This window comes from Streptomyces sp. NPDC056883 (assembly GCF_042788835.1).
In the GTDB taxonomy this organism is placed as follows: Bacteria; Actinomycetota; Actinomycetes; order Streptomycetales; family Streptomycetaceae; genus Streptomyces; species Streptomyces stoeckheimensis.
Map to the genome: position 1 here is coordinate 1 of NZ_JBHUBS010000008.1, position 22,457 is coordinate 22,457.

Below are 22,457 nucleotides of genomic sequence, written 5' to 3' on the forward strand. Positions count from 1 at the left end.
CAGATGTGGAAGCCCGGTAACGGGTGGAGCTGACTGGTACTAATAGGCCGAGGGCTTGTCCTCAGTTGCTCGCGTCCACTGTGTTAGTTCTGAAGCAACGAACGGTTGCTGGTTTCTAGAGCTAGAACATAACTACAAAGTGTGCTTGTTCGCTCGAAACCGATTAGGGTTTCGGTGGTCATAGCGTTAGGGAAACGCCCGGTTACATTCCGAACCCGGAAGCTAAGCCTTTCAGCGCCGATGGTACTGCAGGGGGGACCCTGTGGGAGAGTAGGACGCCGCCGAACAATTTTTCAAAGGACCCCTGGTCCAGCGTTCAACGCTGGAGCAGGGGTCTTTTTTGTTTTCCAGAGCTTTTCGCCGAAGCGCGGCCATGGGTTGGTTGCGCGAGAATGACTAGCGGTACCCCGAAGACAGGAGTCACACCCATGTCCAACTCTCCCGACGATCGTCCGGAGCGCGAGCCTCGGCGCAACGACGGCGGTGACAGGGGCGGCTACCGCGGGGGCCGTGACGACCGTGGCGGCGACCGTCCGCCGTTCCGTCGCGATGACCGTCCCACCGGCGGCGGCTTCCGTCGTGACGACCGTGGCGGCCGTCCGGCCGGCGGTGGCGACCGTCCCTCGTACCCGCGTCGCGATGACCGTGGTGGGGACCGTCCCTCCGGTGGCGGCTTCCGTCGCGATGACCGTGGCGGCCGTCCGGCCGGCGGCGGTGACCGTCCGTCCTACCCGCGTCGCGACGACCGCCCCTCCGGCGGCGACCGTCCCACGGGTGGTGGCTTCCGCCGCGATGACCGTGGTGACCGTCCCTCCGGTGGCGGCTTCCGCGGCAACGACCGCGGTGACCGTCCCTCCTACCCCCGTCGTGATGACGACCGTGGTGGGTTCCGTGGCGGTCGCGACGACCGCGGCGGCGACCGTCCCTCGTACCCGCGTCGCGACGACCGCCCCTCCGGTGGCGACCGTCCCTCCGGTGGTGGCTTCCGCCGTGATGACCGTGGTGGGGACCGTCCCACGGGTGGTGGCTTCCGCCGCGATGACCGTGGTGACCGTCCCACCGGTGGTGGCTTCCGCGGCAACGACCGTGGTGACCGTCCCTCGTACCCGCGTCGTGACGACCGTCCCTCCGGTGGCGACCGTCCGTCCTACCCCCGTCGTGATGACGACCGTGGTGGGTTCCGCGGCGGCCGCGACGACCGCGGCGGCGACCGTCCCTCGTACCCGCGTCGTGACGACCGGGGTGGCGACCGCGGTGGGTTCCGTGGTCGTGACGACCGGGGTGGCGACCGTGACTTCCGTGCGGACCGGGACCCGGTCAAGCGGCTTCCGATCGACGAGGACGTCACCGGTTTCGAGATCGACTCCGACGTTCGCCAGGAGCTGCTGAGCCTGCCCAAGGGGCTGGCCGAGGAAGTCTCCAAGAACCTGGTCATGGTGGCCCGGCTGATCGACGAGGACCCGGAGCAGGCTTACGCGTACTCGCGCATCGCCCTGCGTCTGGCCTCCCGTGTCGCCGCCGTGCGCGAGGCCGCCGGCTTCGCCGCGTACGCCAACCAGAAGTACGCCGAGGCGATCGCGGAGTTCCGCGCCGCCAAGCGGATGACCGGTTCGGTCGAGCTGTGGCCCGTCATCGCCGACTGCGAGCGCGGCCTCGGCCGTCCGGAGCGGGCACTGGCCATGGCCGGCGAGCCCGAGGTGCAGAAGCTGGACAAGGCCGGACAGGTCGAGATGCGACTGGTCGCGGCCGGCGCCCGCCGGGACATGGACCAGCTCGACGCGGCCATCGTCACCCTGCAGAGCCCGGAGCTGGCCTCCAACTCGGTGCAGCCGTGGACCGCGCGTCTGCGCTACGCCTACGCCGACGCCCTGCTGGCGGCCGGTCGTGAGGACGAGGCGCGCGAGTGGTTCGCCAAGACCCTCGAGGCCGACAAGGACGGGGCCACGGACGCCTCCGACCGTCTCGCCGAGCTGGACGGTGTCGAGTTCGTCGACGCCTCCGCCTCCGCCGCCGACGTCGACGACGACTCGGACCTGGATCCCGAGGACGAGTTCGACGACGAGGTCGAGGAAGAGGACGAGGACGAGGACGACGACGACCCCGAGGTCGCGGCGGCCGAGCGTGCCTCGGACCAGGCCGAGTACTACGACGAGGACGACGACGAGTACGAGGGCGACCTCGATGCGGATGTCGACGTCACCGACGAGATCGTCGTTCTCGACGAGGACGAGGACGACGACCGTCAGGACGACGGGCGTCGTGAGGCCGGAGTCCGCGACGACGGCTGAGTGAACTGAGAAGGGCGGTACCCCCGATGGGGGTACCGCCCTTTTTTCGTTGGTACGGGGTCCGTCAGTCCACGCTGCGCAGGACCAGGCCGGTGGCCGGCTTGGGGCCGAAGGAGGTGGACTTGCGGGGCATCGTCACGCCCTGGCGGGCCAGTTCCCGTACGACCGACTCGCGTACGGGGTGCAGCAGGACGGCCGTGCCCCCGAGGCGCTCCGCCATCTCGACGGTGGCCTCGGTGTCGTGGATGTACGAGATCTGGTCGGGGGCGTCGGGGACGGCCCACAGGGTGTCCAGCAGGGTCGCATGGAGCACCGTGGCGTCCAGCCGGCGCCAGGCCTCGGGGCGGTCGCCGCGGACCGTGCGCTCGATCAGGGCCGGCTCGGGGTCGGTGACCAGGTGGAAGCTGCCGTCGCCGGTGAGCAGGAAGGCGTTGCCGAGCTCCGCGGCCTCGGCCAGGGCCGCCATGGCCGCCGGCAGCGGGCCGTCGACGGTGCGGACCCGGAAGCGGCCCCCGAGCGCGGCCAGCGCGTCGGCGGGGGGCAGGCGCCGGAGCAGCCGGTGGATCGCGCGGACCTGGAGCGGGTAGCGGACGGTGTCGACGAGGAGGACCAGGCCGAAGTCCCAGGGGGTGGGGGAGCCGTGCTCCTCCTGGAGGCGCAGGTACGTCGCCCAGCGGTGGTGGCCGTCGGCGATGAGGGCCTGGCGGTCGCCCAGGTCGGTGGTGATCGCCGCCAGGTCGGCGGGGTCCGTGACGGCCCACAGCCGGTGCTGGAAGCCGTCCTCGGTGGTGGTGGAGAACAGCGGCGTGGAGCGGGCGGTGCGCTCGACGACCGCGGCCGCGCCCGCCGCCGGATCCTCGCCGAGGTAGGTCAGGAGGAGGGGCTCGAGATTGGCCGAGGTGGCGCGCATCAGGCCGGCCCGGTCGGTGACCACGTGCGGCATGACGTCCTCGTGGGGGAGGACGATCCCGGCTTCGGCGGCGGAGAGGGCGAGGGCCCCGATGACCCCGCGCTGGAGGAGCTCGCCCCGGCGCTGCTCGTAGACGTAGAGCGCGGGCACCGGATCGGCGCTGAGGATGCCCTCCGCGAGCCAGTCGCGCAGCGTGTGCGCCGCCTGCTCGTTGCGGGCGGCGGGGGTGTCGGCCTGCGGGAGGATCAGGCGGACGATGTTGTGGGGGTCGGCGGACTCCAGGTGGTTGAGTCCGTCGGGGCGCACGACCACGTCGTACGGCGGCGAGGTCACGGCGGCCAAGCTGCCGACGCGCTCGGGGACATAGCGCAGGCCATGGAACGGGATCAGGCGCAGTCCATGGTCCGCGGTGCCAGATGTGGTCATTGGTGCATCGTAAGACGCGTCTCGCCATGCGGGATGATCGGGGGAGTACGGAAACCGGACAAGATCGATCTCCCCCGGCTACCGCTGGGAGGGGCCCCGAAGGAGCAGACACGATGACCCGGCAGAGCAGGACCCTTCCCGCGGGCAGTGAGCGGAGTCTGCACCAGGCGTACGACACGGCCCTGCTGGACCTCGACGGTGTGGTGTACGCGGGCGGCGAGGCCATCGCGCACGCCGTGGACTCGCTCGCCGCGGCGCGGGCCGACGGGATGCACCTGGCGTACGTGACGAACAACGCGCTGCGCACCCCGGACGCGGTTGCCGAGCACCTGAGCGAGCTGGGGATCCCTACGGAGGCCGGCGAGGTGATCACCTCCGCGCAGGCGGTGGCCCGTCTCATCGCCGAGCAGGTGGAGCCCGGGTCGAAGGTGCTGGTGATCGGCGGTGAGGGGCTGCGGGTCGCGCTGCGCGAACGCGGGCTGGTGCCGGTGGACTCCGCCGAGGAGGAGGGGCTCGCCGCGGTGGTCCAGGGGTACGGAGGGCCCGACTTGCAGTGGTCGCGGTTCGCGGAGGCCTCGTACGCGATCAACCGCGGGGTGCCGTGGTACGCGTCGAACACCGATCTGACGATTCCCGGGGCGCGGGGGATCGCGCCGGGCAACGGGGCCGCCGTGGAGGTCGTACGGATCGCCACGGGCGCGGAGCCGCAGGTGGCGGGCAAGCCGCTGCCCCCCATGCACCGCGAGACCGTGCTGCGGACCGGGGCGAAGCGGCCGCTGGTGGTCGGCGACCGGCTGGACACCGACATCGAGGGCGCCTTCAACGGGGACGTGGACTCGCTGCTGGTGCTGACCGGGGTGACGGACGGGGCGCAGCTGCTGCGGGCCGAGCCGAAGTACCGGCCGACGTACGTGGACCGGGACCTGCGCGGGCTGCTGACCGGGCAGCCGGAGGTGGTCGCGGCGGCGGGCGGCGGGTTCCGCTGCGGGAGCTGGACCGCGGTGGCGCTGGACGGCGTACTGGAGCTGCGCGGGGAGGAAGCCGGACCCGAGGGTGCCGACGGTGCCGACGGTGCGATGGACGGGCTGCGGGCGCTGTGTGCGGCGGCCTGGACCCAGGCGGGGGACGGTTCGTGCGGGCTGGACGCGGGGAAGGCGCTGGCCCGGCTGGGGCTGTAGGGCCGGCTGCGGGCCGGCGGGCCGGCTGCTGGTCCCCGTAGGGACTTAAGGCCTGGCCGGAGGGCTGTTCGGGGGAGCTGGGCAAGGCGGAGGGTAGGCTAACCTAACCTTCGTGTTGGTCGAGAGTCCCCCCGAACCGAGCGCGGCGCCGGCCGCCGCCACCCGCTCGCGCCACGGTGCGCGAGCCGCCGGTCTGCTCGCCGCCTTCGGCGTGCTCGCGCTGGTCGTGGTGGCGAGCATTGCCGTCGGCGCCAAGCAGATGCCCCTCCACGAGGTCTGGCACGGCCTGTTCCACTACTCCGGGACGGCCTCCGACGTCGTCGTACGGGACCTTCGGGTCCCGCGGACCCTCCTCGGCGTGCTCGTCGGCCTCGGCCTCGGGCTGTCCGGCGCCGTGATGCAGGCCCTGACCCGCAACCCGCTGGCGGAGCCGGGCATCCTCGGCGTCAACGCGGGGGCCGCGGCCGCCGTCGTATCGGCCATCAGCTTCTTCGGGGCGTCCTCGCTCAGCGAGTTCGTGTGGTGGGCCTTCCTGGGCGCCGCCGTCGTCTCCGTGGTCGTGTACGTGCTCGGCGGCAGCCGCAGCGCCACGCCCGTGCGCCTGGCGCTCGCCGGTACGGCGGCCACCGCGGCCCTGGTCGGATACATCAACGCCGTGCAGCTGATGGACAGCAAGGCGCTGGACAAGCTCCGTTTCTGGACCGTGGGCTCGCTGGCCTCCGCGAACATGGACACCGTCCGGCAAGTGGCGCCCTTCCTGGTGGTCGGCGCCGTCCTCGCGCTCTGCCTGGGCCGGCCGCTCAACGCCATGGCCATGGGCGACGACACCGCGCGGGCGCTCGGCGCGCACCTGACGCGGACCCGGATCGGCGCGATGATCGCCATCACCCTGCTGTGCGGGGCCGCGACCGCGGCCTGCGGGCCGATCGTCTTCGTCGGCCTGATGATCCCGCACCTCGTACGGTTCTTCACCGGCCCGGACATGCGCTGGGTGCTCGCGTACTCGGCGGTGCTCTCGCCCGTCCTGCTGCTCGGCGCCGACGTCATCGGCCGGGTCGTCACCCGGCCCGCCGAACTCCAGGTCGGCATCGTCACCGCGCTGATCGGCGGACCCGTCTTCATCTATCTCGTCCGGCGCAAGAGGATGGCCCAGCTGTGACAGTGACCGACGCACCCGTCACGGCACGCCGGGGCCGGACCGGACCCCGGCCGGTGCGCCTGCCCGGCGGGATATCGCTGCGCCTGGAGCGGCGCGCACTCGGCGTGGGGGCGCTGCTCCTGGTCCTCACGCTGGCGATGGCCGTCCTGCTCATCGGCACCGGCGACTTCGACATCGCCCCCTGGGACGTCGTACAGACCCTGCTGGGCCACGGCACGCCCGCGCACGAGTTCATCGTCAACGACCTGCGGCTGCCGCGGGTCCTGGTCGGCGTCCTGGTGGGCGCGGCCCTCGGCATGGCCGGCGCCGTCTTCCAGTCCGTCTCGCGCAACCCGCTCGGGTCCCCGGACGTGCTCGGCTTCGGCTACGGATCGGCCGTCGGCGCACTGGTGGTCATCGTGCTGTTCCACGGCGGCGCCGGCGAGGTGGCCCTCGGGGCCCTGGTGGGCGGGGTGGTGGCCGGAATCGCCGTGTACCTGCTCGCGTACAAGCAGGGCATCCACGGATACCGGCTGGTCCTCGTCGGCATCGGCTCGTGCGCGATGCTGACCGCCGTCATCCAGTACCTGCTGACGAAGGCGCAGCTCGTCGAGGCCACCCGCGCGATGGTCTGGCTGACCGGCTCGCTGGCCGGCCGGGACTGGGCGCAGGTCTGGCCGCTGCTCGCGACGTGCGCGGTGCTGTTCCCGCTGGTCCTCGGCCAGAGCCGGGCCCTGCGGATGATCGAGATGGGCGACGACGCGGCGTACGCGGTCGGGGTGCGGGTGGAGCGGACCCGGCTGCTGCTGATGGTGGCGGCGATCCTGCTCACCACCGCGGCCAGCGCCGCGGCCGGGCCGATCAGTTTCGTCGCGCTGGCCGCGCCGCAGCTCGCCCGCCGGCTGACCCGCTCGCCCGGGGCGGGCCTGCTGACCGGCGCGCTGATGGGCGCGCTCCTGCTGCTGGTGTCCGACTGGGCCTCGCAGCGGGCCTTCGGCGCCGACCAGTTGCCGGTGGGGGTGGTGACGGGGCTGGTCGGCGGCTGCTACCTGCTCTGGCTGCTCGTCACCGAACGCAAGGCCGGCCGCATATGAGGAACCAGAGGGACCAGAGGGACCAGGGCGGTATGAGTGACCAGAGGAGCAGGCAAGTGCAGCGGCTGACCGCGGAGAACGTGACCCTCGGCTACGACCAGCGGGTCATCGCCGAGAACCTGTCGGTGGAGATCCCCGACCACTCCTTCACGGTGATCGTCGGCCCCAACGCCTGCGGCAAGTCCACCCTGCTGCGCGCCCTGTCGCGGATGTTGAAGCCCTCGCAGGGACGGGTGCTGCTGGACGGTCAGGCCATCGGGTCGATGCCGGCGAAGAAGGTGGCCAAGACGCTGGGTCTGCTGCCGCAGTCCTCGATCGCCCCGGACGGGATCACCGTGTCGGACCTGGTCTCGCGCGGCCGCTATCCGCACCAGGGGCTGCTGCGGCAGTGGTCGGCGGACGACGAGCGCATCGTGAACGAGTCGATGGCCTCCACCGGGGTCGCCGAGCTCGCGGACCGGGCGGTGGACGAGCTGTCGGGCGGGCAGCGCCAGCGGGTGTGGATCGCGATGGCACTGGCGCAGCAGACGCCGCTGCTGCTGCTGGACGAGCCGACGACCTACCTGGACATCCAGCACCAGATCGAGGTGCTGAACCTCTGCGCGGAGCTGCACGAGGAGCGGGGGCGGACGCTGGTCGCCGTGCTGCACGATCTGAACCATGCGGCCCGCTACGCCACCCACCTGATCGCGATGCGGGACGGGAAGGTCGTGGCGGAGGGGCCGCCGGCCGAGGTGGTCACGGCGGAGCTGGTGGAGCGGGTGTTCGGGCTGCGGTGCCAGGTCATTGCGGACCCGGAGACGGGGACGCCGCTGGTGATCCCCGCGGCGCGAGCCCGTTCTGTGGTGGCTCGCGCCGAGTAGTCGCGGGTGCGGCGCCGTTGCCGGGGGCCGGCCCCCGGACCCCTGCTCCTCAAGCGCCGGAGGGGCTGGATGTGGCGAGGCCGGGATGGCCGGGTGCGGCTCAAGGCACGGGGCTCCGCCCCGGACCCCGCGCCTCAAACGCCGGCGAGGCTGGATTCGGCCTGCGGAGCAAGAGCCGTGCAGCGAGGTTGGCTACAACAGGCTCTTGAGGCGGAGGAGGTCGCGGAAGCCTGCTTCCAGGCGGATGCGGCCCGAGGCCCAGGCCTTCGGGAACTTCAGGTCGCCGGCGACCAGGGCGACCAGGTCGTCACCGGTCATCGCGAGCCGGATCTCGGCCTTGGCGGACGGCGGGCCGGGGGCCACCACGTCCACGCGGATCCGGCCCCCGTCGAGGCGGCCCGTGAAGGTCCGGTCCAGGTCGGTGATGTGGCAGCTCAGCGAGCGGTCGAGCGCGGTCGCACCGCGCACGTCGCCTTCGGCCCGCGCCAGGTTGTCGGAGAGTTGGTCGAGTGCCGCACGGCACTCCTCGATCGTAGCCATCGTGATCCCGACCGTACCGCAGAGCCGCGCGCCGTCGCGGGCGCCCTACGCGGTAGCGTCGGGGGCATGAACGAAGAAGTGCCCGCCGCGGCCCGGGCCCAGGAGCCGGACGAAGCCCCGGCCGAGCCCGCCGGGCCGGTCGCGCTGGGCCTCGTACGCACCCCCACCGGGCACGCCGGGGCGGACGCCGCACTGGAGCGGCTGGCGGACGTGGACCACCTCCCGGCGGACGGACACGTCGAGGTGTACGAGGATGTGCACAGGGGGCTGCGCTCCGCGCTCACCGCGCTGGACGCGACCGAAGGCCCCCGTCCGCACGAAAACAGGAGCTGAACCGATCGTGGCAGGAGTGGCACGCCGCCGCCTGGACGCCGAACTGGTACGCCGCAGCATGGCCCGCTCGCGCGAGCACGCCGCGCAGCTGATCGCCGCCGGCCGGGTGACCGTGGGCGGCAATACGGCGACGAAGCCGGCCACCCAGGTCGAGACCAGCGCGGCCCTCGTGGTCCTCAAGGACGACAGCGACCCCGACTACGTCTCCCGGGGCGGCCACAAGCTGGCGGGGGCGCTCGCGGCCTTCCGGCCCCAGGGGCTGCGCGTGGAGGGCCGCCGGGCGCTGGACGCGGGCGCCTCGACCGGCGGGTTCACCGACGTGCTGCTGCGCGCAGGCGTGGAGCACGTGATGGCCGTCGACGTCGGCTACGGGCAGCTCGCCTGGTCCCTGCAGAGCGACGACCGGGTCACGGTCAAGGACCGCACGAACGTGCGCGAGCTGACGGTGGAGCTGATCGACGGGGTGCCCGTGGACCTGGTCGTCGGCGACCTGTCCTTCATCTCGATCGGGCTGGTGCTGCCCGCGCTCGTACGCTGCTGCGCGCCCGACGCGGATCTGGTGCTGATGGTCAAGCCGCAGTTCGAGGTCGGCAAGGACCGGCTCGGCAGCGGTGGCGTGGTGCGCAGTACGGAGCTGCGTGCCGAGGCCGTGCGGGACGTGGCGGCGCAGGCGTGGAAGCTGGGCCTGGGCGTCCTCGGGGTGACCGCGAGCCCGCTTCCGGGCCCGTCGGGCAACGTCGAGTATTTTCTGTGGCTGCGGGCGGGGGCACCGGCACTCGACCCGGCGGATGTTGACCGTGCAGTGGCGGAGGGGCCGCAGTGAGTGATCTTTCGGGGGACCCGGCACAGTCGGGGGAGTCAGGGAAGTCGGGGGAGTCGGGGAAGCGGACCGTCTTCCTGCTCGCGCACACCGGCCGGCCGGCGGCCATCCGCAGCGCCGAGCTGGTGGTGCAGGGTCTGCTGCGCAGCGGGCTGGGTGTACGGGTGCTGCGGCACGAGGCGGTGGACCTGCCGCTGCCGCCCGAGGTGGAGCTGGTGGCCGAGTCCGAGTGCACCCCGCAGGTGCTCGACGGGTGCGAGCTGCTCATCGTGCTCGGCGGCGACGGGACGCTGCTGCGCGGCGCGGAGTTCGCGCGCGGCTCCGGGGTGCCGATGCTCGGCGTCAACCTGGGCCGGGTGGGCTTCCTCGCGGAGGCGGAGCGGGACGACCTGGACAAGGTCGTGGACCGGGTCGTGACGCGCGACTACGAGGTCGAGGAGCGGATGACCCTCGATGTGATCGTGCGGACCAACGGGGACGTGGTGCACCGGGACTGGGCGCTGAACGAGGCGGCCGTCCAGAAGGTGTCCCCGGAGCGGATGCTGGAGGTGGTCCTGGAGATCGACGGGCGCCCGGTGTCCGGCTTCGGCTGCGACGGGATCGTCTGCGCGACGCCGACGGGCTCGACGGCGTACGCCTTCTCGGCCGGCGGGCCGGTGGTCTGGCCGGAGGTGGAGGCACTGCTGATGGTGCCGATCAGCGCGCACGCGCTGTTCGCGAAGCCGCTGGTGACCTCGCCGGACTCGGTGCTGGCCGTGGAGGTGCAGACCGGGACCCCGCACGGGGTGCTGTGGTGCGACGGGCGGCGGACGGTGGAGCTGCCGGCCGGGGCCCGTGTGGAGGTCCGGCGGGGGACGGTGCCGGTGCGGCTCGCCCGGCTGCACCACGCGTCGTTCACGGACCGGCTCGTGGCGAAGTTCGCGCTGCCGGTGTCGGGATGGCGCGGAGCCCCGCACTAGGCCCGTAGGGGTCCTCGTGCACCGCGCGTACGTAAATAGCATGGTTGTTCGAGCGGGTTCGGGCGGGTGACGTCACATGGCACCCATGAAACCTCGGTATCGTCGTCCCGTGCTTGAGGAGATGCGGATACGGTCGCTCGGGGTCATCGACGACGCTGTGGTCGAGCTGTCACCCGGTTTCACCGCGGTGACCGGCGAGACCGGCGCGGGCAAGACCATGGTCGTCACCAGCCTCGGGCTGCTGCTCGGCGGGCGCGCCGACCCCGCCCTGGTGCGGATCGGGGCCAAGGCGGCGGTCGTCGAAGGGCGCATCGTCATGCGCCCGGACGCCCCCGCGGCGCTGCGCGCCGAGGAGGCCGGCGCCGAGCTCGACGACGGCGCCCTGCTGATCAGCCGGACCGTTTCCGCCGAGGGCCGCTCGCGCGCCCACGTCGGCGGCCGCTCCGTGCCCGTCGGCCTGCTCGCCGAACTCGCCGACGACCTCGTCGCCGTCCACGGCCAGACCGACCAGCAGGGCCTGCTCCGGCCCGCCCGGCAGCGCCAGGCCCTCGACCGGTACGCGGGCGACGCCGTCGCCGTCCCGCTGGAGAAGTACGCCGCCGCCCACCGCAGGCTGCGCGCCGTCGCCGGAGAGCTGGAGGAGATCACCACCCGGGCCCGGGAACGCGCCCAGGAGGCCGATCTGCTCCGCTTCGGGCTCGACGAGATCGCCGCCGTGGAACCGCTCTCGGGCGAGGACACCGAGCTGGCCGCGGAGGCCGAGCGCCTCGGGCACGCCGAATCCCTGTCCTCGGCCGCCCAGGTCGCGCACGCAGCCCTGGCCGGCAACGTCGAGGACCCCGAGGGCGTCGACGCGGGCGCGCTCGTCGCCGGTGCGCACCGCGCACTGGAATCCGTACGCTCCCACGACCCGGCGCTCGGCGCGCTCGCCGAGCGGATCGGGGAACTGGGCATCCTGCTCGGGGACGTGGCCGGGGAACTCGCCGGGTACGCGGACGACCTGGACGCCGATCCGCTGCGGCTGGCGGCCGTGGAGGAGCGGCGGGCGGCGCTGACCCAGCTGATGCGCAAGTACGGATCCGCGGAGAACGGCCTGGACTCCGTCCTGGAGTGGGCCGAACGCGGTTCCGTACGGCTGCTGGAGCTGGACGGCGACGACGAGCGGATCGACGAGCTGACCGCGGAGCGCGACGGGCTGCGGCTGGAACTCTCCTCGCTGGCGCAGGCGTTGACCGACGCGCGGAACGAGGCGGCGACCCGCTTCGCGTCGGCGGTCACCGAGGAGCTGGCCTCCCTGGCGATGCCGCACGCACGGGTCACCATCGACGTCCGGCAGACCGAGGACCCCGAGGGGGTCGAGGTCGGCGGCCGGCTCGTCGCGTACGGGCCCTCCGGCGTCGACGAGGTCGAACTGCTGCTGGCCCCGCACCCCGGAGCCCAGCCGCGGCCGATCGCCAAGGGTGCCTCGGGCGGTGAGCTGTCCCGGGTCATGCTCGCCGTCGAGGTCGTCTTCGCGGGCTCCGACCCGGTGCCCACGTACCTCTTCGACGAGGTCGACGCGGGCGTCGGCGGCAAGGCCGCCGTGGAGGTCGGCCGGCGGCTCGCGAAGCTGGCCAAGTCGGCCCAGGTGGTCGTCGTCACGCACCTGCCGCAGGTGGCGGCCTTCGCGGACCGGCAGCTGCTGGTCGAGAAGACCAACGACGGGTCCGTGACCCGCAGCGGCGTCACCGTCCTGGAGGGCGAGGACCGGATCCGCGAGCTGTCGCGGATGCTGGCCGGCCACGAGGACTCGGCGTCGGCGCGGGCGCACGCGGAGGAACTCCTCGCGGCGGCGCGGAGTTCGGAGTAGGGCGTCGCAGTCATCATGCTGACGCCCGGCTAGCCCGTGTGGGTGAGGATCTGGGGTGCGGGGCGGTATCTCACACGGGATCCGCACCCGTATGGTCCCGGAACGCGCGTGCGGACTGGCATTCTGAGCGAAGTCCCTGCCTTTCCTCCCTCACCCTGGAGCTTCGGCCCGTGAGCAGCTCCCCGGTCCCGGTCCCCGTCCTTCGCACCGTTCAAGTGCTCGGCGGCGCGAGCGGTGGTGCGCACGTGCGGTCGCTGGCCACCGGGCTCGCCGCGCGCGGCGTACGGGTCACCGTGTGCGGCCCCGTCGAGACCGAGGGGGAGTACGACTTCACCGGCGCCGGGGCGCGGTTCACCCCGGACGCGGTGAGCGCGCTGCGGGCCGCGTGCTTCGAGGCCGACGTGGTGCACGCACACGGCGTACGGGCGGGCATGCGCGCGGCGCTGGCCCTGCGCGGGCGGCGGGTCCCCCTGGTCGTGAGCTGGCACGGCGGCGGCCCCGGCAGCGGCCGCCTGAGCCTGCTCCTGGAACGGCACGTCGCGCGGGCCGCGGCGATCGTCCTCGGCGGCTCCTCGGCGCAGGTGGACCTGGCCCGGCTGCGGGGGGCGCGGGACGCGCGGCTGGCGGCGGTGGCGGTGCCGGCTGCGGCGGGGCCGTCGGGGTCTTCCGGGTCCTCCGGGTCCTCCGGGTCCTCGGATGTTCCGGACCACGGGAAAGTGCGCGCGGAACTCGGGGCGGTGGAGCGGCCGTTGCTGATCGCGGTCGGGAGCCTGGTGCCGCGGCGCGGGTACTCCGTACTGCTGGACGCGGCGCGGGAATGGCGGGACCTGGACCCGATGCCGCTGCTGGTCATCGCGGGAGAGGGCCCGATGCGGGCGGAGCTCGCGCGGCGCATCCAGGCGGAGCACCTGCCGGTGCGGCTGCTCGGGCAGCGGCGGGATGCCGCGAGGCTGCTGGCGGCGGCGGATGTCGCGGTGCTGACGAGTCGGTGGGAGGCGCGGTCGCCGCTCGCGCAGGAGGCTCTGCGGATGGGCGTGCCGTTGGTGGCGACGGCGGTGGGCGGTCTGCCGGAGCTGGTGGGGGCGGCGGGTGTGCTGGTGCCTTACGGGGACGCGGGGGTGCTGGCCGCTGCGGTGGCCGGGCTGCTGGCGGATCCCGCGCGGCGGGGGGAGCTGGCGTTGGCCGGGCGGGCCCAGGCCCTGACGTGGCCGTCGGAGGACGACACCGTGGCGCAAGTCCTGTCGGTGTACGACGAACTGACCTCGCGTCGCCGCTAGCCCCCGCCCGCTGCCGCTGCGCGGCGCGAAGTCCCCTCCCCGCCCTTCGCCCGTTCCCCGGGGCTCCGCCCCGGACCCGATCCCATGTGCGGCGCCGTACCCGGGGACCAGTCCCCGGACCCCTGCTCCTCAAACGCCGGAGGGGCTGGATTTTCGGAGGCGCGGCCACTCCAGCCGTCCGGCGTTTGCGGACCGGGGTCTGGGGCGGAGCCCCAGGAGGGGTCCGGGCGCAGCCCGGGGCCCCTCCCAGCCCGTCCGGCGTTTGAGGACCGGGTCCGGGCAGAGCCCGGGGAACGGTGGAAGGGCGGGTAGGGGACTTCGCCCCGCAGGGCCGACCCAGCCGCAGCTGCCCACCGGGCCCCGCGCCGGGGCAGCAGCCCCGCCCGGCCGCCGCCGGACGGAGTCCGGCGCAGCGGCGCGAAGCCCGCGGAGCGGTGCGAGGGGCGCGTCAGGAAGGGGACGTGGTGTGGCGGCGGGCTCGTAGGGCCAGGCTCAGGGAGAGGACGGTTTCCGGGTCGTCCAGGTCCGCGCCCAGGAGCTCCGAGATGCGGGCCAGGCGGTTGTACAGGGTCTGGCGGTTCAGGTGGAGCTCGCGCGCGGTCTCCGCCTTGCGGCCCGCGTGGGCCAGGTACGTCTCCAGGGTGGGGAGGAGCGGCGGGCGGGAGACCGTGTCGTGCACGCGCAGGGCACCGATCGCGCGGTCAACGAAGGCCGCCAGGTCGGGGTGTTCGCGCAGGCGCCACAGGAGCAGGTCGATGTCCAGGCGGCGGGCGTCGTACCAGGGGCGGGCCGGGAGGCCGTGCGCGGCCGTGGCGGTCTCGGCGGCGTGGCGGAGGCCCGCCGGGACCGTGGCCCAGCCGCCGCACACGCCGACGACCACCGCCGGCGCGGCCCCCGCACGGTCCAGGCCCGCCCGCTCCACGCCGGCCCGCAGGGCCGCCGCGACCCGGTCCGAGACCGTCGTGCGCTCGGCGTCGGAGCGCAGGGAGACCAGGAGGGGGACGCGGCCTTCCACCGGCCGGACCCCGAGGAGCACCGGGACGCCGACGGAGGCGAGTTCCTCCAGGACGGCCCGGGCCAGGACGGCCCAGTTCCCCGACGGGGCCAGGTCCGAGGACAGCCGCATGACGATGGGCAGGAGCGGGCCGGGGCCCGGTTTGAAGCCCAGGACGCGGGCCTGGGCGGGGGCGTCCTCCGCCGAGATGCGTCCCTCCGCGAGGTCGGTGAGGAAATCGCCGCGGCCGCGCGCCGCGAGCTCGTCCTCCTGCCGGGCCTGCATCAGGACGACGGCCAGTACGCCGGCCGTCCGCTCCGCCGCCATCCGGTGCACGGGCAGCAGCGGCGCGGACACGCCCAGCAGGACCAGCCGGGCCCGCACCGAGCCGGTGCCGCGGCCGCCTCCCGGGACGTCGACCACCACGGCGTTGCCGGACGGCTCCGCCGGGCGCTGGCCCCGTAGGCCCTCCCACACCTGGAGCGGGTCCGCCGCGGCCTCGCCGGCGACCGGGCCCGCCGCGTACAGCAACTGGCCGTCGGGGGTTTCCAGGAAGACCGGGTTGGCCGTGAAGTCCGCCAGGATGTGCAGCACTTGGGGGATGCCGCCGCCGTCGAGCAGGGCTTCCGTGCAGCGCCGGTGGACCTCCTCGGCCCGCTGGAGCAGCGCGTAGTGCCCGTTGACGATCTCGGTGTGCACCTCCTCCGTGACGGTCACGAAGGGGACCTCCCGGTGCAGCTGGACGAGGGGGAGGCCGACCGCTCGCGCCGTCTCCACCAAGGTCGCCGGGAGGCGGGTGAAGCGGGGTCCCAGTTCGACGACCAGGGCGGCGATGCCCCGGTCCGCGAGGCGGCGTACGAAGGCGCGTTGCTCGGCGGGGCGGGTGCCGAGGCCGAGGCCGGTGGTCAGCAGCAGCTCGCCGCCCTTGAGCAGGGAGGCGATGTTGGGGACCTCGCCGGCGTGCACCCAGCGCACGGTCCGGCCGAGCCGGTCGGCGCAGGCCACCACCTCCGGGAGCCCGCTGCGCAGCCCCGGCAGCTCAAGTGCCCGCTGAACCGTGATCCCGCCCTGATTGTCCATATGCCGGACGCTACCGGGGCTCTTGTTCCGTGCACATCACCGAGCGGTTACGGGGTGCCATCTACCCCCGTCCGGCCCGACAACTCGTCGTCCCTGCAAGGAGATTATCGGACTGCATGCCGATTGTGGCGTACGTCACCCGGGGCGAGAGTGAGCGCCCTCACGACAGGAACGAGGAGCCATGAGCACGGATCGCAGCACCGGCGTCGGCGCACCCCAGGTCCAGCGGCTGAAAGCCAATTCGGTGGGCCTGGTCGGTGTCGTCTTCATGGCCGTGGCCACCGCCGCTCCCATCACCGCGATGACCGGCAACCTGCCCATCGCCGTCGGCTTCGGCAACGGCATCGGCGCCCCGGCCGGCTACCTCTTCGCGACCGCCGTCCTGACCGTCTTCGCCGTGGGCTACGTCGCCATGGCCAAGCGGATCACCGCCGCCGGCGCCTTCTACGGGTACATCTCGCACGGACTCGGCCGGATCGCCGGCATGGCCTCCGGCATGCTCGCGGTCCTCGCCTACATCGTCTTCGAGGCATCGATCGTCGGCGTCTTCTCCTACTTCACCAAGACCACCGTCCACGACCAGCTCGGCATAGACCTGCCCTGGATCGTCTACGCGGTGGCCATGCTCGCGATCACCGCCGCCCTGGCGCACTTCGACATCAACCTCACGGCCAAGGCGCTCGGCGTGATGCTCGTCGCCGAGATCGCCGTCCTCTTCGCCGTCGCCACCGCCGTCCTGATCGCCGGCGGCGGACCGGACGGGATCCCGGTCGAACCCCTCAACCCCAAGAACGCCTTCACCGGCGCCTCCGCCGGACTCGGCCTCTTCTTCGCCTTCTGGTCCTGGGTCGGCTTCGAGTCCACCGCGATGTACGGCGAGGAGTCCAAGAACCCGAAGAAGGTCATCCCCAAGGCCACCCTCATCTCCGTCGTCGGCGTCGGCCTCTTCTACATCTACGTCTCCTGGATGACCATCGCCGGCAACGGCCTCGGCAAGTCCGTGGAGCTCTCCGCCTCCGCGAGCCCGCTCGACCTGTTCTTCGCCCCCACCCAGACCTTCATCGGCGCCTGGGCCGTCGACGCCTTCCAGTGGCTGCTGCTCACCGGCTCCTTCGCCTGCGGCATGGCCTTCCACCAGTGCGCCGCCCGCTACCTCTACGCCATCGGCCGCGAGGGCTTCCTCCACCCGGGCCTGGGCCGTACGCACGCCAAGCACGGCTCCCCGTACGTCTCCTCCCTGGTGCAGACGGCCATCGCCACCGGCCTGGTCGCGCTGTTCTGGCTGACCGGGCAGGACCCGTACATCCACCTGTACACGCTGCTCGCGATCCTCGGCACCATGGCGATCCTCATCGTCCAGACCCTGTGCTCCTTCGCGGTGATCGGCTACTTCCGCAAGAACCACCCCGAGGACCGGCACTGGTTCCGCACCTTCACGGCCCCGCTGATCGGCGGCATCGCCATGGCCGCCGTGGTCGTCCTGCTGCTGGTCAACATGAAGACGGCGGCCGGGCTGGCCGCCGACTCGTTCTTCTTCACGCTCATCCCGTGGATCGTCGGGCTCGTCTTCTTCGGCGGGCTGGGACTCGGCCTGTGGCTGAAGTTCAAGGCCCCGGACCGCTACGAGATCATCGGCCGCGTCGTCCTGGAGGACGCCGCCGAGCGCACCGACGAGAGCACCGACGGCAGCGCCGGTGCCTCCGCCCCCTCCGCCGCGAACGTCTGAGAAGGAGCCACCGCCATGGCCCGTACGCCACTGATGCACGCGCTCCGCCGGCTCGCCGCCGAGCACGCGGCCGCCCGACGGCTCGGCCTGCCCGTCGCCGAAGTGCGCGGCTCCACCCGCCGTCAGCTCCTCGGCCGCGCCGCCGCCCTCGGCCTCGGCACCGCCCTGGCCTCCGCCGCGGTCGCCCCGGCGGGCGCCCACGCGGTGGAGACCGCCGCCGACAAGAAGCCCGTCGCCCCCGCCCGCGTCGCCATCGTGGGCGCCGGCATCTCGGGGCTGACCGCAGCCCTGACCCTCAAGGACGCGGGCGTTCCCTTCACCCTCTACGAGGCCAACCCGAGCCGCGTGGGCGGCCGGATGTGGACCCAGCGCTCCCTGTGGGCCTACGGGCAGACCTCCGAGATCGGCGGCGAGCTGATCGACACCAGCCACAAGAAGATCCTGGAGCTGTGCCGCCGCTTCAACCTCCAGACCGAGGACTTCCTCGGCGGCGGCCCCAACGGGGCGGAGGAGGTCCTCTGGTTCAACGGGACCTACTACCCGCGCGATCAGGCCGACGAGGACTTCAACGCCGTCTACCAGGCTCTGCGCCGCGATCTCCAGGAGGCCGGCGAGGTCTCCTGGAACTCCTCGACCCCCGCGGGCACCGCCCTCGACAACATGACCCTGTACCAGTGGATCGAGACCCGGATCCCCGGCGGACACGGTTCGCAGCTCGGCCGCTTCATCGACGTGGCGTACAACGTCGAGTACGGGGCCGACACCCAGCAGCAGTCCGCCCTCGCGCTGGTCCTGCTGATGGGCTACCAGCCCAACCCGGGCAACTTCAACGTCTGGGGCCTGTCCAACGAGCGCTACCACATCACCGGCGGCAACGACCAGCTGCCGAACGCCATCGCCCAGGCCCTGCCCGCCGGTTCGACCGTCATGGGCCGCGAGCTGGTCGCCGTGCGCGTCTCCGCCGACGGCACCCAGACCCTGACCTTCAACGACGCCGGCGCCACCCGGACGGTCGTCGCCGACCACACCATCCTGTGCCTGCCGCTGCCGATCCTCCAGCGGATCGACATCACCGGCGCCGGCTTCGACCCGCGGATGAAGAACCTCCTGCGCGACGCCCGCATGGGCTACTGCACCAAGCTCAACATGCAGTTCACCAGCCGCCCCTGGCGCGGCACCGGGCCCTGGCCGGGGGTCTCCGCCGGCGACTGCTTCACCGACGGCGAGGTCCAGCAGACCTGGGACACCACCAAGGTCCAGCCGGGCAACGGCGGCATCCTGCTCCAGTACGGCGGCGGCACCCTGGCCGGCTCGCTCACCCCGGCGACCCCCTTCGCCACCGACTCCGACCCCTACGTACGCGCCCTCGCGGGCCGGATGCTCACCGGGATCGACGCCTTCTTCCCCGGCACCAAGGCGGCCTGGACCGGCAAGGCGCAGCTGTCGGCCTGGCACCGCAATCCGTACGCGCTCGGCGCGTACTCGTACTGGCCGACCGGCTACCTGCACCAGTACGCCAAGTACGAGGGCACCGCGCAGGGCCGGATCCACATCGGCGGAGAGCACTGCAGCTACGACTTCCAGGGGTTCATGGAAGGCGGGGCGACCGAGGGGGAGCGGGCGGCGAAGGAGGTGATCACCGCCCTCACGTGACCGGTCCCGTGACCGGTCCCGTGACCGGTCCCGTGACCGGTCCTAGGACGGCTCGATGTTGTGGTTGAAGCGGAAGACGTTGTCCGGGTCGTACTCCCGCTTCAGCCGGCCCAGCCGCCGCATGTTCTCGGGTCCGAGGCCGGCGACCACCCGGTCTCCGCCCTCGTCCCCGGTGAAGTTGAGGTAGACCGCGCCGGTGCTCCACGGCCGGACGTCGGCGCGGACGTCCTTGACCCACTGACGGACCCGGTCGTCGTCGGCCGGGTCCTCCCAGGCACCGAACGGGTGCACCGCCCAGGGCGCGTCGCGGAACGGCACCGGATAGTCGGCCGGGCCCTCGGCGATCGCGCCGCCCTGGGGCCACACCACGTGCTGGGTGCCGCTCGGCACCGGCATGGAGTCCGCGCGGGCGCAGAACACGTCCACGAACGCGTCGGGCACACCGGTCAGGTACTCCGCCGACCAGTAGTTCCGCAGGCCCGGCGGATCGTCGAGCATGCACTGGAGGTCCGCGTAGGGGATGTCCATCACCATCTCCGCCTCGTGCGGAACGGCCAGCAGCGGCGCGATGAGGCGGCGCAGCTCCTCCACGGGCCCCGCGTACGTGACCAGCGCGCCCGCCAGCAGCAGGCCGACCAGGTGCGGCGGGACGAACTCCTCGGGCGGTCCGGTCATGTAGATGGCGCCGCCGCCGGCCTCGCGCGGCCCGTCCTCCATGACGTCCCGGTACGTACGGACCACCTCGGGCCCGTGCTCGGGCAGGTACAGCAGGAACGCGACGGACATGGCCGGCAGCTCGTGCAGCCGCAGGGTCAGCGAGGTGGCGACGCCGAAGTTCCCGCCGCCGCCGTGCAGCCCCCAGAACAGCTCGGGGTGGTCCTCCTCGGTCGCCGTCAGCATCTCCCCGTCGGCCGTGACCAGGTCCACGGCGAGCAGGTTGTCCACCGCCAGGCCGAACTTCCGGTCCAGCCACCCGGTGCCGCCGCCCAGCACGAAGCCGCCGACCCCGGTGGTGGAGACGCGGCCGCCGGTGGTCGCCAGCCCGTACCGCTCGCAGGCCCGGTCCAGATGGCTCATCGTGGCCCCGCCCTCGACGCGGACGGCCGAGGCCCCGGGGTGGACCGTCACCCCCTGCATCCGGCGCAGGTCCACGACCAGACCGCCGTCGTTCAGGGACATCCCGGCCACGCTGTGGCCGCCGCCGCGCACCGCGATCGGCAGGTCGAGCCGCCGCGCGAAGCGCACGGCGGTCGCCACGTCCACCGGACTCTCGCACTGCGCGATGACGGCCGGCCGGCGGTCGATCATCCCGTTGTAGAGGGCGCGGGCCTCGTCGTACCCCGGATCCTCCGGAACCAGCACGGCGCCGGACAGGTCCTCGCGGAGCTCGGCAAGTGCCGTGCCCGCCTTCGAGAGGGGAGCCATGGCTACCCCCTTCCGGGAGATGCGGAAGGTGCGGAAGGTGCGGAAAGCCCTACGACACCTCCAGGTTAGTCAGCCCCCGTACGCCCCGCTCGCCGTCAGCCGCAGGGCCGTGTCGATCAGGGGGACGTGGCTGAAGGCCTGCGGGAAGTTGCCCACCTGGCGCTGGAGCTTCGGATCCCATTCCTCCGCCAGCAGGCCCAGGTCGTTGCGGAGCGCGAGCAGCTTCTCGAAGAGGCGCCGGGCCTCGTCGACCCGGCCGATCATCGCCAGGTCGTCCGCCATCCAGAACGAGCAGGCCAGGAAGGCCCCCTCGTCGCCCTGCAGACCGTCCACGCCCGCCTCCTCGCCCGACGTCGGGTAGCGCAGGATGAAGCCGTCGGGGGTCGACAGCTCGCGCTGGATCGCCTCGATCGTGCCGATCACCCGCTTGTCGTCCGGCGGCAGGAAGCCCATCTGCGGGATCAGCAGGAGGGAAGCGTCCAGCTCCTTGGACCCGTAGGACTGCGTGAAGGTGTTGCGTTCCTTGTCGTAGCCCTTCTCGCAGACGTCCTGGTGGATCTCGTCGCGCAACTCGCGCCACCGCTCCAGCGGCCCGTCCGCGTCCCCGCTCTCGATCAGCTTGATCGTGCGGTCCACGGCCACCCACGCCATCACCTTCGAGTGCACGAAGTGCCGGCGCGGGCCGCGCACCTCCCAGATGCCCTCGTCGGGCTGGTCCCAGTGGGTCTCCAGGTAGCGGATCAGCTTCAGCTGGAGCAGCGAGGCGTAGTCGTTGCGCGCCAGGCCGGTCATGTGGCCCAGGTGCAGGGCCTCGGTGACCTCGCCGTACACGTCGAGCTGGAGCTGGCCCGCGGCGCCGTTGCCGACCCGGACCGGCCGGGAGTTCTCGTACCCCGGCAGCCAGTCGAGCTCGGTCTCGCCGAGCTCCCGCTCGCCCGCGATCCCGTACATGATCTGCAGGTTCTCCGGGTCGCCGGCCACCGCCCGCAGCAGCCACTCGCGCCAGGCGCGGGCCTCCTCGCGGTAGCCGGTGCGCAGCAGCGAGGACAGGGTGATGGCGGCGTCGCGCAGCCAGGTGTAGCGGTAGTCCCAGTTGCGGACCCCGCCGATCTCCTCCGGGAGGGAGGTGGTGGGCGCGGCGACGATCCCGCCCGTGGGGGCGTACGTGAGCGCCTTGAGGGTGATCAGCGAGCGGATCACCGCCTCCCGGTAGGGGCCGTGGTACGTGCACTGCTCGACCCAGTCCCGCCAGAACTCGGTGGTGGCCTCCAGGGCCTCCTCGGCCTCCGGCGGCTGCGGCGGCTCCTTGTGGGAGGGCTGCCAGCTGATGCAGAAGGCCTTCCGGTCGCCCGGCCCGACGGTGAAGTCGGAGTACGTGGTCAGGTCCTTGCCGTACGTCTGCGCCTCGGTGTCCAGCCAGACCGAGTCGGGGCCCGCCACGGCCACGGTGCGGTCGTCGACCCGGTGCACCCAGGGCACCACCCGGCCGTAGCTGAAGCGCATGCGCAGGGCCGAGCGCATGGGCACGCGCCCGCTGATGCCCTCCACGATGCGGATGATCTGCGGTGCGTGGTCCTCGCGGGGCGGCATGAAGTCGATCACGCGGACCGTGCCGCGCGGGGTGTCCCACTCGGATTCCAGGACCAGCGAATCACCGCGGTAGCGGCGCCGGGTGGCACGCGGGGCCTCGGCGCCGGCCGGGAACGCCGGGCCGATCCGCCAGAACCCGTGTTCCTCGGTGCCGAGAATGCTCGCGAAGACGGCATGGGAATCGAAGCGTGGCAGGCACAGCCAGTCCACCGCCCCGTCCCGGCAGACCAATGCCGCGGTCTGCATGTCGCCGATCAGTGCGTAATCCTCGATGCGCCCGGACACGTTGCATCTCCAGTCGAACAGCCACGTCC

17 protein-coding genes, 1 rRNA gene and 1 pseudogene are annotated in these 22,457 nt (G+C 72.7%); 14 read left to right on the top strand and 5 right to left on the bottom strand.

Going from position 1 to position 22,457, the window contains the following annotated elements:
- The first annotated feature begins 170 nt into the window (after positions 1-170).
- The 3 genes and pseudogenes from rrf to ACFRU2_RS20620 all read left to right on the top strand — a co-directional run bounded on the left by rrf (position 171) and on the right by ACFRU2_RS20620 (position 2,288).
- Positions 171-287: ribosomal RNA gene (gene rrf, locus ACFRU2_RS20610) — 5S ribosomal RNA — on the top strand.
- A 141-nt stretch (positions 288-428) separates the two neighbouring features.
- A pseudogene (locus ACFRU2_RS20615) lies at positions 429-1,280 on the top strand (hypothetical protein); the annotation flags it as partial.
- Positions 1,281-1,385: 105 nt separating this feature from the next.
- Positions 1,386-2,288, top strand: coding sequence for a hypothetical protein (locus tag ACFRU2_RS20620; protein WP_382974607.1), 903 nt, complete (start codon positions 1,386-1,388; stop codon positions 2,286-2,288).
- 64 nt (positions 2,289-2,352) lie between these two features.
- Here the strand turns inward: ACFRU2_RS20620 and ACFRU2_RS20625 are convergent, their stop codons facing one another.
- Positions 2,353-3,624, bottom strand: a complete 1,272-nt coding sequence (locus ACFRU2_RS20625; protein ID WP_382974043.1) for a DUF1015 family protein — start codon at positions 3,622-3,624, stop codon at positions 2,353-2,355.
- A gap of 113 nt (positions 3,625-3,737) precedes the next feature.
- On the opposite strand from ACFRU2_RS20625, the gene ACFRU2_RS20630 reads away from it, so the two are divergent.
- The 4 genes from ACFRU2_RS20630 (at position 3,738) to ACFRU2_RS20645 (ending at position 7,897) form a co-directional block, all read left to right on the top strand.
- Positions 3,738-4,802 (top strand): HAD-IIA family hydrolase, encoded by a 1,065-nt coding sequence (locus ACFRU2_RS20630; protein ID WP_351440568.1) that lies wholly within the window; start codon positions 3,738-3,740, stop codon positions 4,800-4,802.
- Between the two features lie 115 nt (positions 4,803-4,917).
- Positions 4,918-5,961, top strand: a complete 1,044-nt coding sequence (locus ACFRU2_RS20635; RefSeq protein ID WP_382974610.1) for a FecCD family ABC transporter permease — start codon at positions 4,918-4,920, stop codon at positions 5,959-5,961.
- Entirely contained in the window at positions 5,958-7,034 is a 1,077-nt protein-coding gene (locus ACFRU2_RS20640; RefSeq protein WP_382974045.1) for a FecCD family ABC transporter permease, read from the top strand. The genes ACFRU2_RS20635 and ACFRU2_RS20640 overlap by 4 nt, the downstream gene beginning before the upstream one ends.
- Positions 7,031-7,897: an ABC transporter ATP-binding protein gene (locus ACFRU2_RS20645; protein ID WP_382974047.1), complete on the top strand. Its 867-nt coding sequence runs from the start codon at positions 7,031-7,033 to the stop codon at positions 7,895-7,897. The genes ACFRU2_RS20640 and ACFRU2_RS20645 overlap by 4 nt, the downstream gene beginning before the upstream one ends.
- A gap of 192 nt (positions 7,898-8,089) precedes the next feature.
- Here ACFRU2_RS20645 and ACFRU2_RS20650 read toward each other — a convergent pair whose 3' ends face one another.
- The gene (locus tag ACFRU2_RS20650; RefSeq protein ID WP_382974050.1) at positions 8,090-8,437 is read right to left on the bottom strand and encodes a sterol-binding protein; all 348 of its coding nucleotides are present in this window, start codon (positions 8,435-8,437) and stop codon (positions 8,090-8,092) included.
- A 66-nt stretch (positions 8,438-8,503) separates the two neighbouring features.
- On the opposite strand from ACFRU2_RS20650, the gene ACFRU2_RS20655 reads away from it, so the two are divergent.
- From ACFRU2_RS20655 to ACFRU2_RS20675, 5 genes are all read left to right on the top strand, one after another.
- Positions 8,504-8,770, top strand: coding sequence for a hypothetical protein (locus tag ACFRU2_RS20655; RefSeq protein ID WP_382974052.1), 267 nt, complete (start codon positions 8,504-8,506; stop codon positions 8,768-8,770).
- A 7-nt stretch (positions 8,771-8,777) separates the two neighbouring features.
- The gene (locus ACFRU2_RS20660; RefSeq protein ID WP_266876793.1) at positions 8,778-9,593 is read left to right on the top strand and encodes a TlyA family RNA methyltransferase; all 816 of its coding nucleotides are present in this window, start codon (positions 8,778-8,780) and stop codon (positions 9,591-9,593) included.
- Positions 9,590-10,549 carry an NAD kinase gene (locus ACFRU2_RS20665; protein ID WP_382974054.1) on the top strand — a complete coding sequence of 320 codons (960 nt, stop codon included), beginning with the start codon at positions 9,590-9,592 and terminating at the stop codon, positions 10,547-10,549. The genes ACFRU2_RS20660 and ACFRU2_RS20665 overlap by 4 nt, the downstream gene beginning before the upstream one ends.
- Positions 10,550-10,670: 121 nt before the next feature.
- On the top strand, positions 10,671-12,398 hold the full coding sequence (gene recN / locus ACFRU2_RS20670; protein ID WP_382974612.1) for a DNA repair protein RecN: 1,728 nt from the start codon (positions 10,671-10,673) through the stop codon (positions 12,396-12,398).
- Between the two features lie 170 nt (positions 12,399-12,568).
- Positions 12,569-13,675, top strand: a complete 1,107-nt coding sequence (locus tag ACFRU2_RS20675) for a glycosyltransferase family 4 protein (protein ID WP_382974056.1) — start codon at positions 12,569-12,571, stop codon at positions 13,673-13,675.
- Positions 13,676-14,123: 448 nt separating this feature from the next.
- Here the strand turns inward: ACFRU2_RS20675 and ACFRU2_RS20680 are convergent, their stop codons facing one another.
- Positions 14,124-15,749 (bottom strand): PucR family transcriptional regulator, encoded by a 1,626-nt coding sequence (locus ACFRU2_RS20680; RefSeq protein ID WP_382974059.1) that lies wholly within the window; start codon positions 15,747-15,749, stop codon positions 14,124-14,126.
- 181 nt (positions 15,750-15,930) lie between these two features.
- On the opposite strand from ACFRU2_RS20680, the gene ACFRU2_RS20685 reads away from it, so the two are divergent.
- Complete coding sequence (locus ACFRU2_RS20685; protein ID WP_382974060.1) at positions 15,931-17,475, top strand: APC family permease; 1,545 nt, start codon at positions 15,931-15,933, stop codon at positions 17,473-17,475.
- A gap of 15 nt (positions 17,476-17,490) precedes the next feature.
- Positions 17,491-19,128, top strand: a complete 1,638-nt coding sequence (locus tag ACFRU2_RS20690; protein ID WP_382974062.1) for a flavin monoamine oxidase family protein — start codon at positions 17,491-17,493, stop codon at positions 19,126-19,128.
- A gap of 42 nt (positions 19,129-19,170) precedes the next feature.
- On the opposite strand, the gene ACFRU2_RS20695 is transcribed toward ACFRU2_RS20690, so the two are convergent.
- Positions 19,171-20,553, bottom strand: a complete 1,383-nt coding sequence (locus tag ACFRU2_RS20695) for an FAD-binding protein (protein ID WP_382974064.1) — start codon at positions 20,551-20,553, stop codon at positions 19,171-19,173.
- Positions 20,554-20,622: 69 nt separating this feature from the next.
- Entirely contained in the window at positions 20,623-22,428 is a 1,806-nt protein-coding gene (locus tag ACFRU2_RS20700; RefSeq protein ID WP_382974065.1) for a glycoside hydrolase family 15 protein, read from the bottom strand.
- Positions 22,429-22,457: the final 29 nt, after the last annotated feature.

Bases quoted from the DNA above. Each gene is read 5' to 3' on its own strand.
- ACFRU2_RS20625 (WP_382974043.1), bottom strand. From the start codon at position 3,624: ATGACCACATCTGGCACCGCGGACCATGGACTGCGCCTGATCCCGTTC.
- ACFRU2_RS20630 (WP_351440568.1), top strand. From the start codon at position 3,738: ATGACCCGGCAGAGCAGGACCCTTCCCGCGGGCAGTGAGCGGAGTCTG.
- ACFRU2_RS20645 (WP_382974047.1), top strand. From the start codon at position 7,031: ATGAGGAACCAGAGGGACCAGAGGGACCAGGGCGGTATGAGTGACCAG.
- ACFRU2_RS20650 (WP_382974050.1), bottom strand. From the start codon at position 8,437: ATGGCTACGATCGAGGAGTGCCGTGCGGCACTCGACCAACTCTCCGAC.
- ACFRU2_RS20655 (WP_382974052.1), top strand. From the start codon at position 8,504: ATGAACGAAGAAGTGCCCGCCGCGGCCCGGGCCCAGGAGCCGGACGAA.
- recN (WP_382974612.1), top strand. From the start codon at position 10,671: ATGCGGATACGGTCGCTCGGGGTCATCGACGACGCTGTGGTCGAGCTG.
- ACFRU2_RS20680 (WP_382974059.1), bottom strand. From the start codon at position 15,749: ATGGACAATCAGGGCGGGATCACGGTTCAGCGGGCACTTGAGCTGCCG.
- ACFRU2_RS20685 (WP_382974060.1), top strand. From the start codon at position 15,931: ATGAGCACGGATCGCAGCACCGGCGTCGGCGCACCCCAGGTCCAGCGG.
- ACFRU2_RS20690 (WP_382974062.1), top strand. From the start codon at position 17,491: ATGGCCCGTACGCCACTGATGCACGCGCTCCGCCGGCTCGCCGCCGAG.
- ACFRU2_RS20695 (WP_382974064.1), bottom strand. From the start codon at position 20,553: ATGGCTCCCCTCTCGAAGGCGGGCACGGCACTTGCCGAGCTCCGCGAG.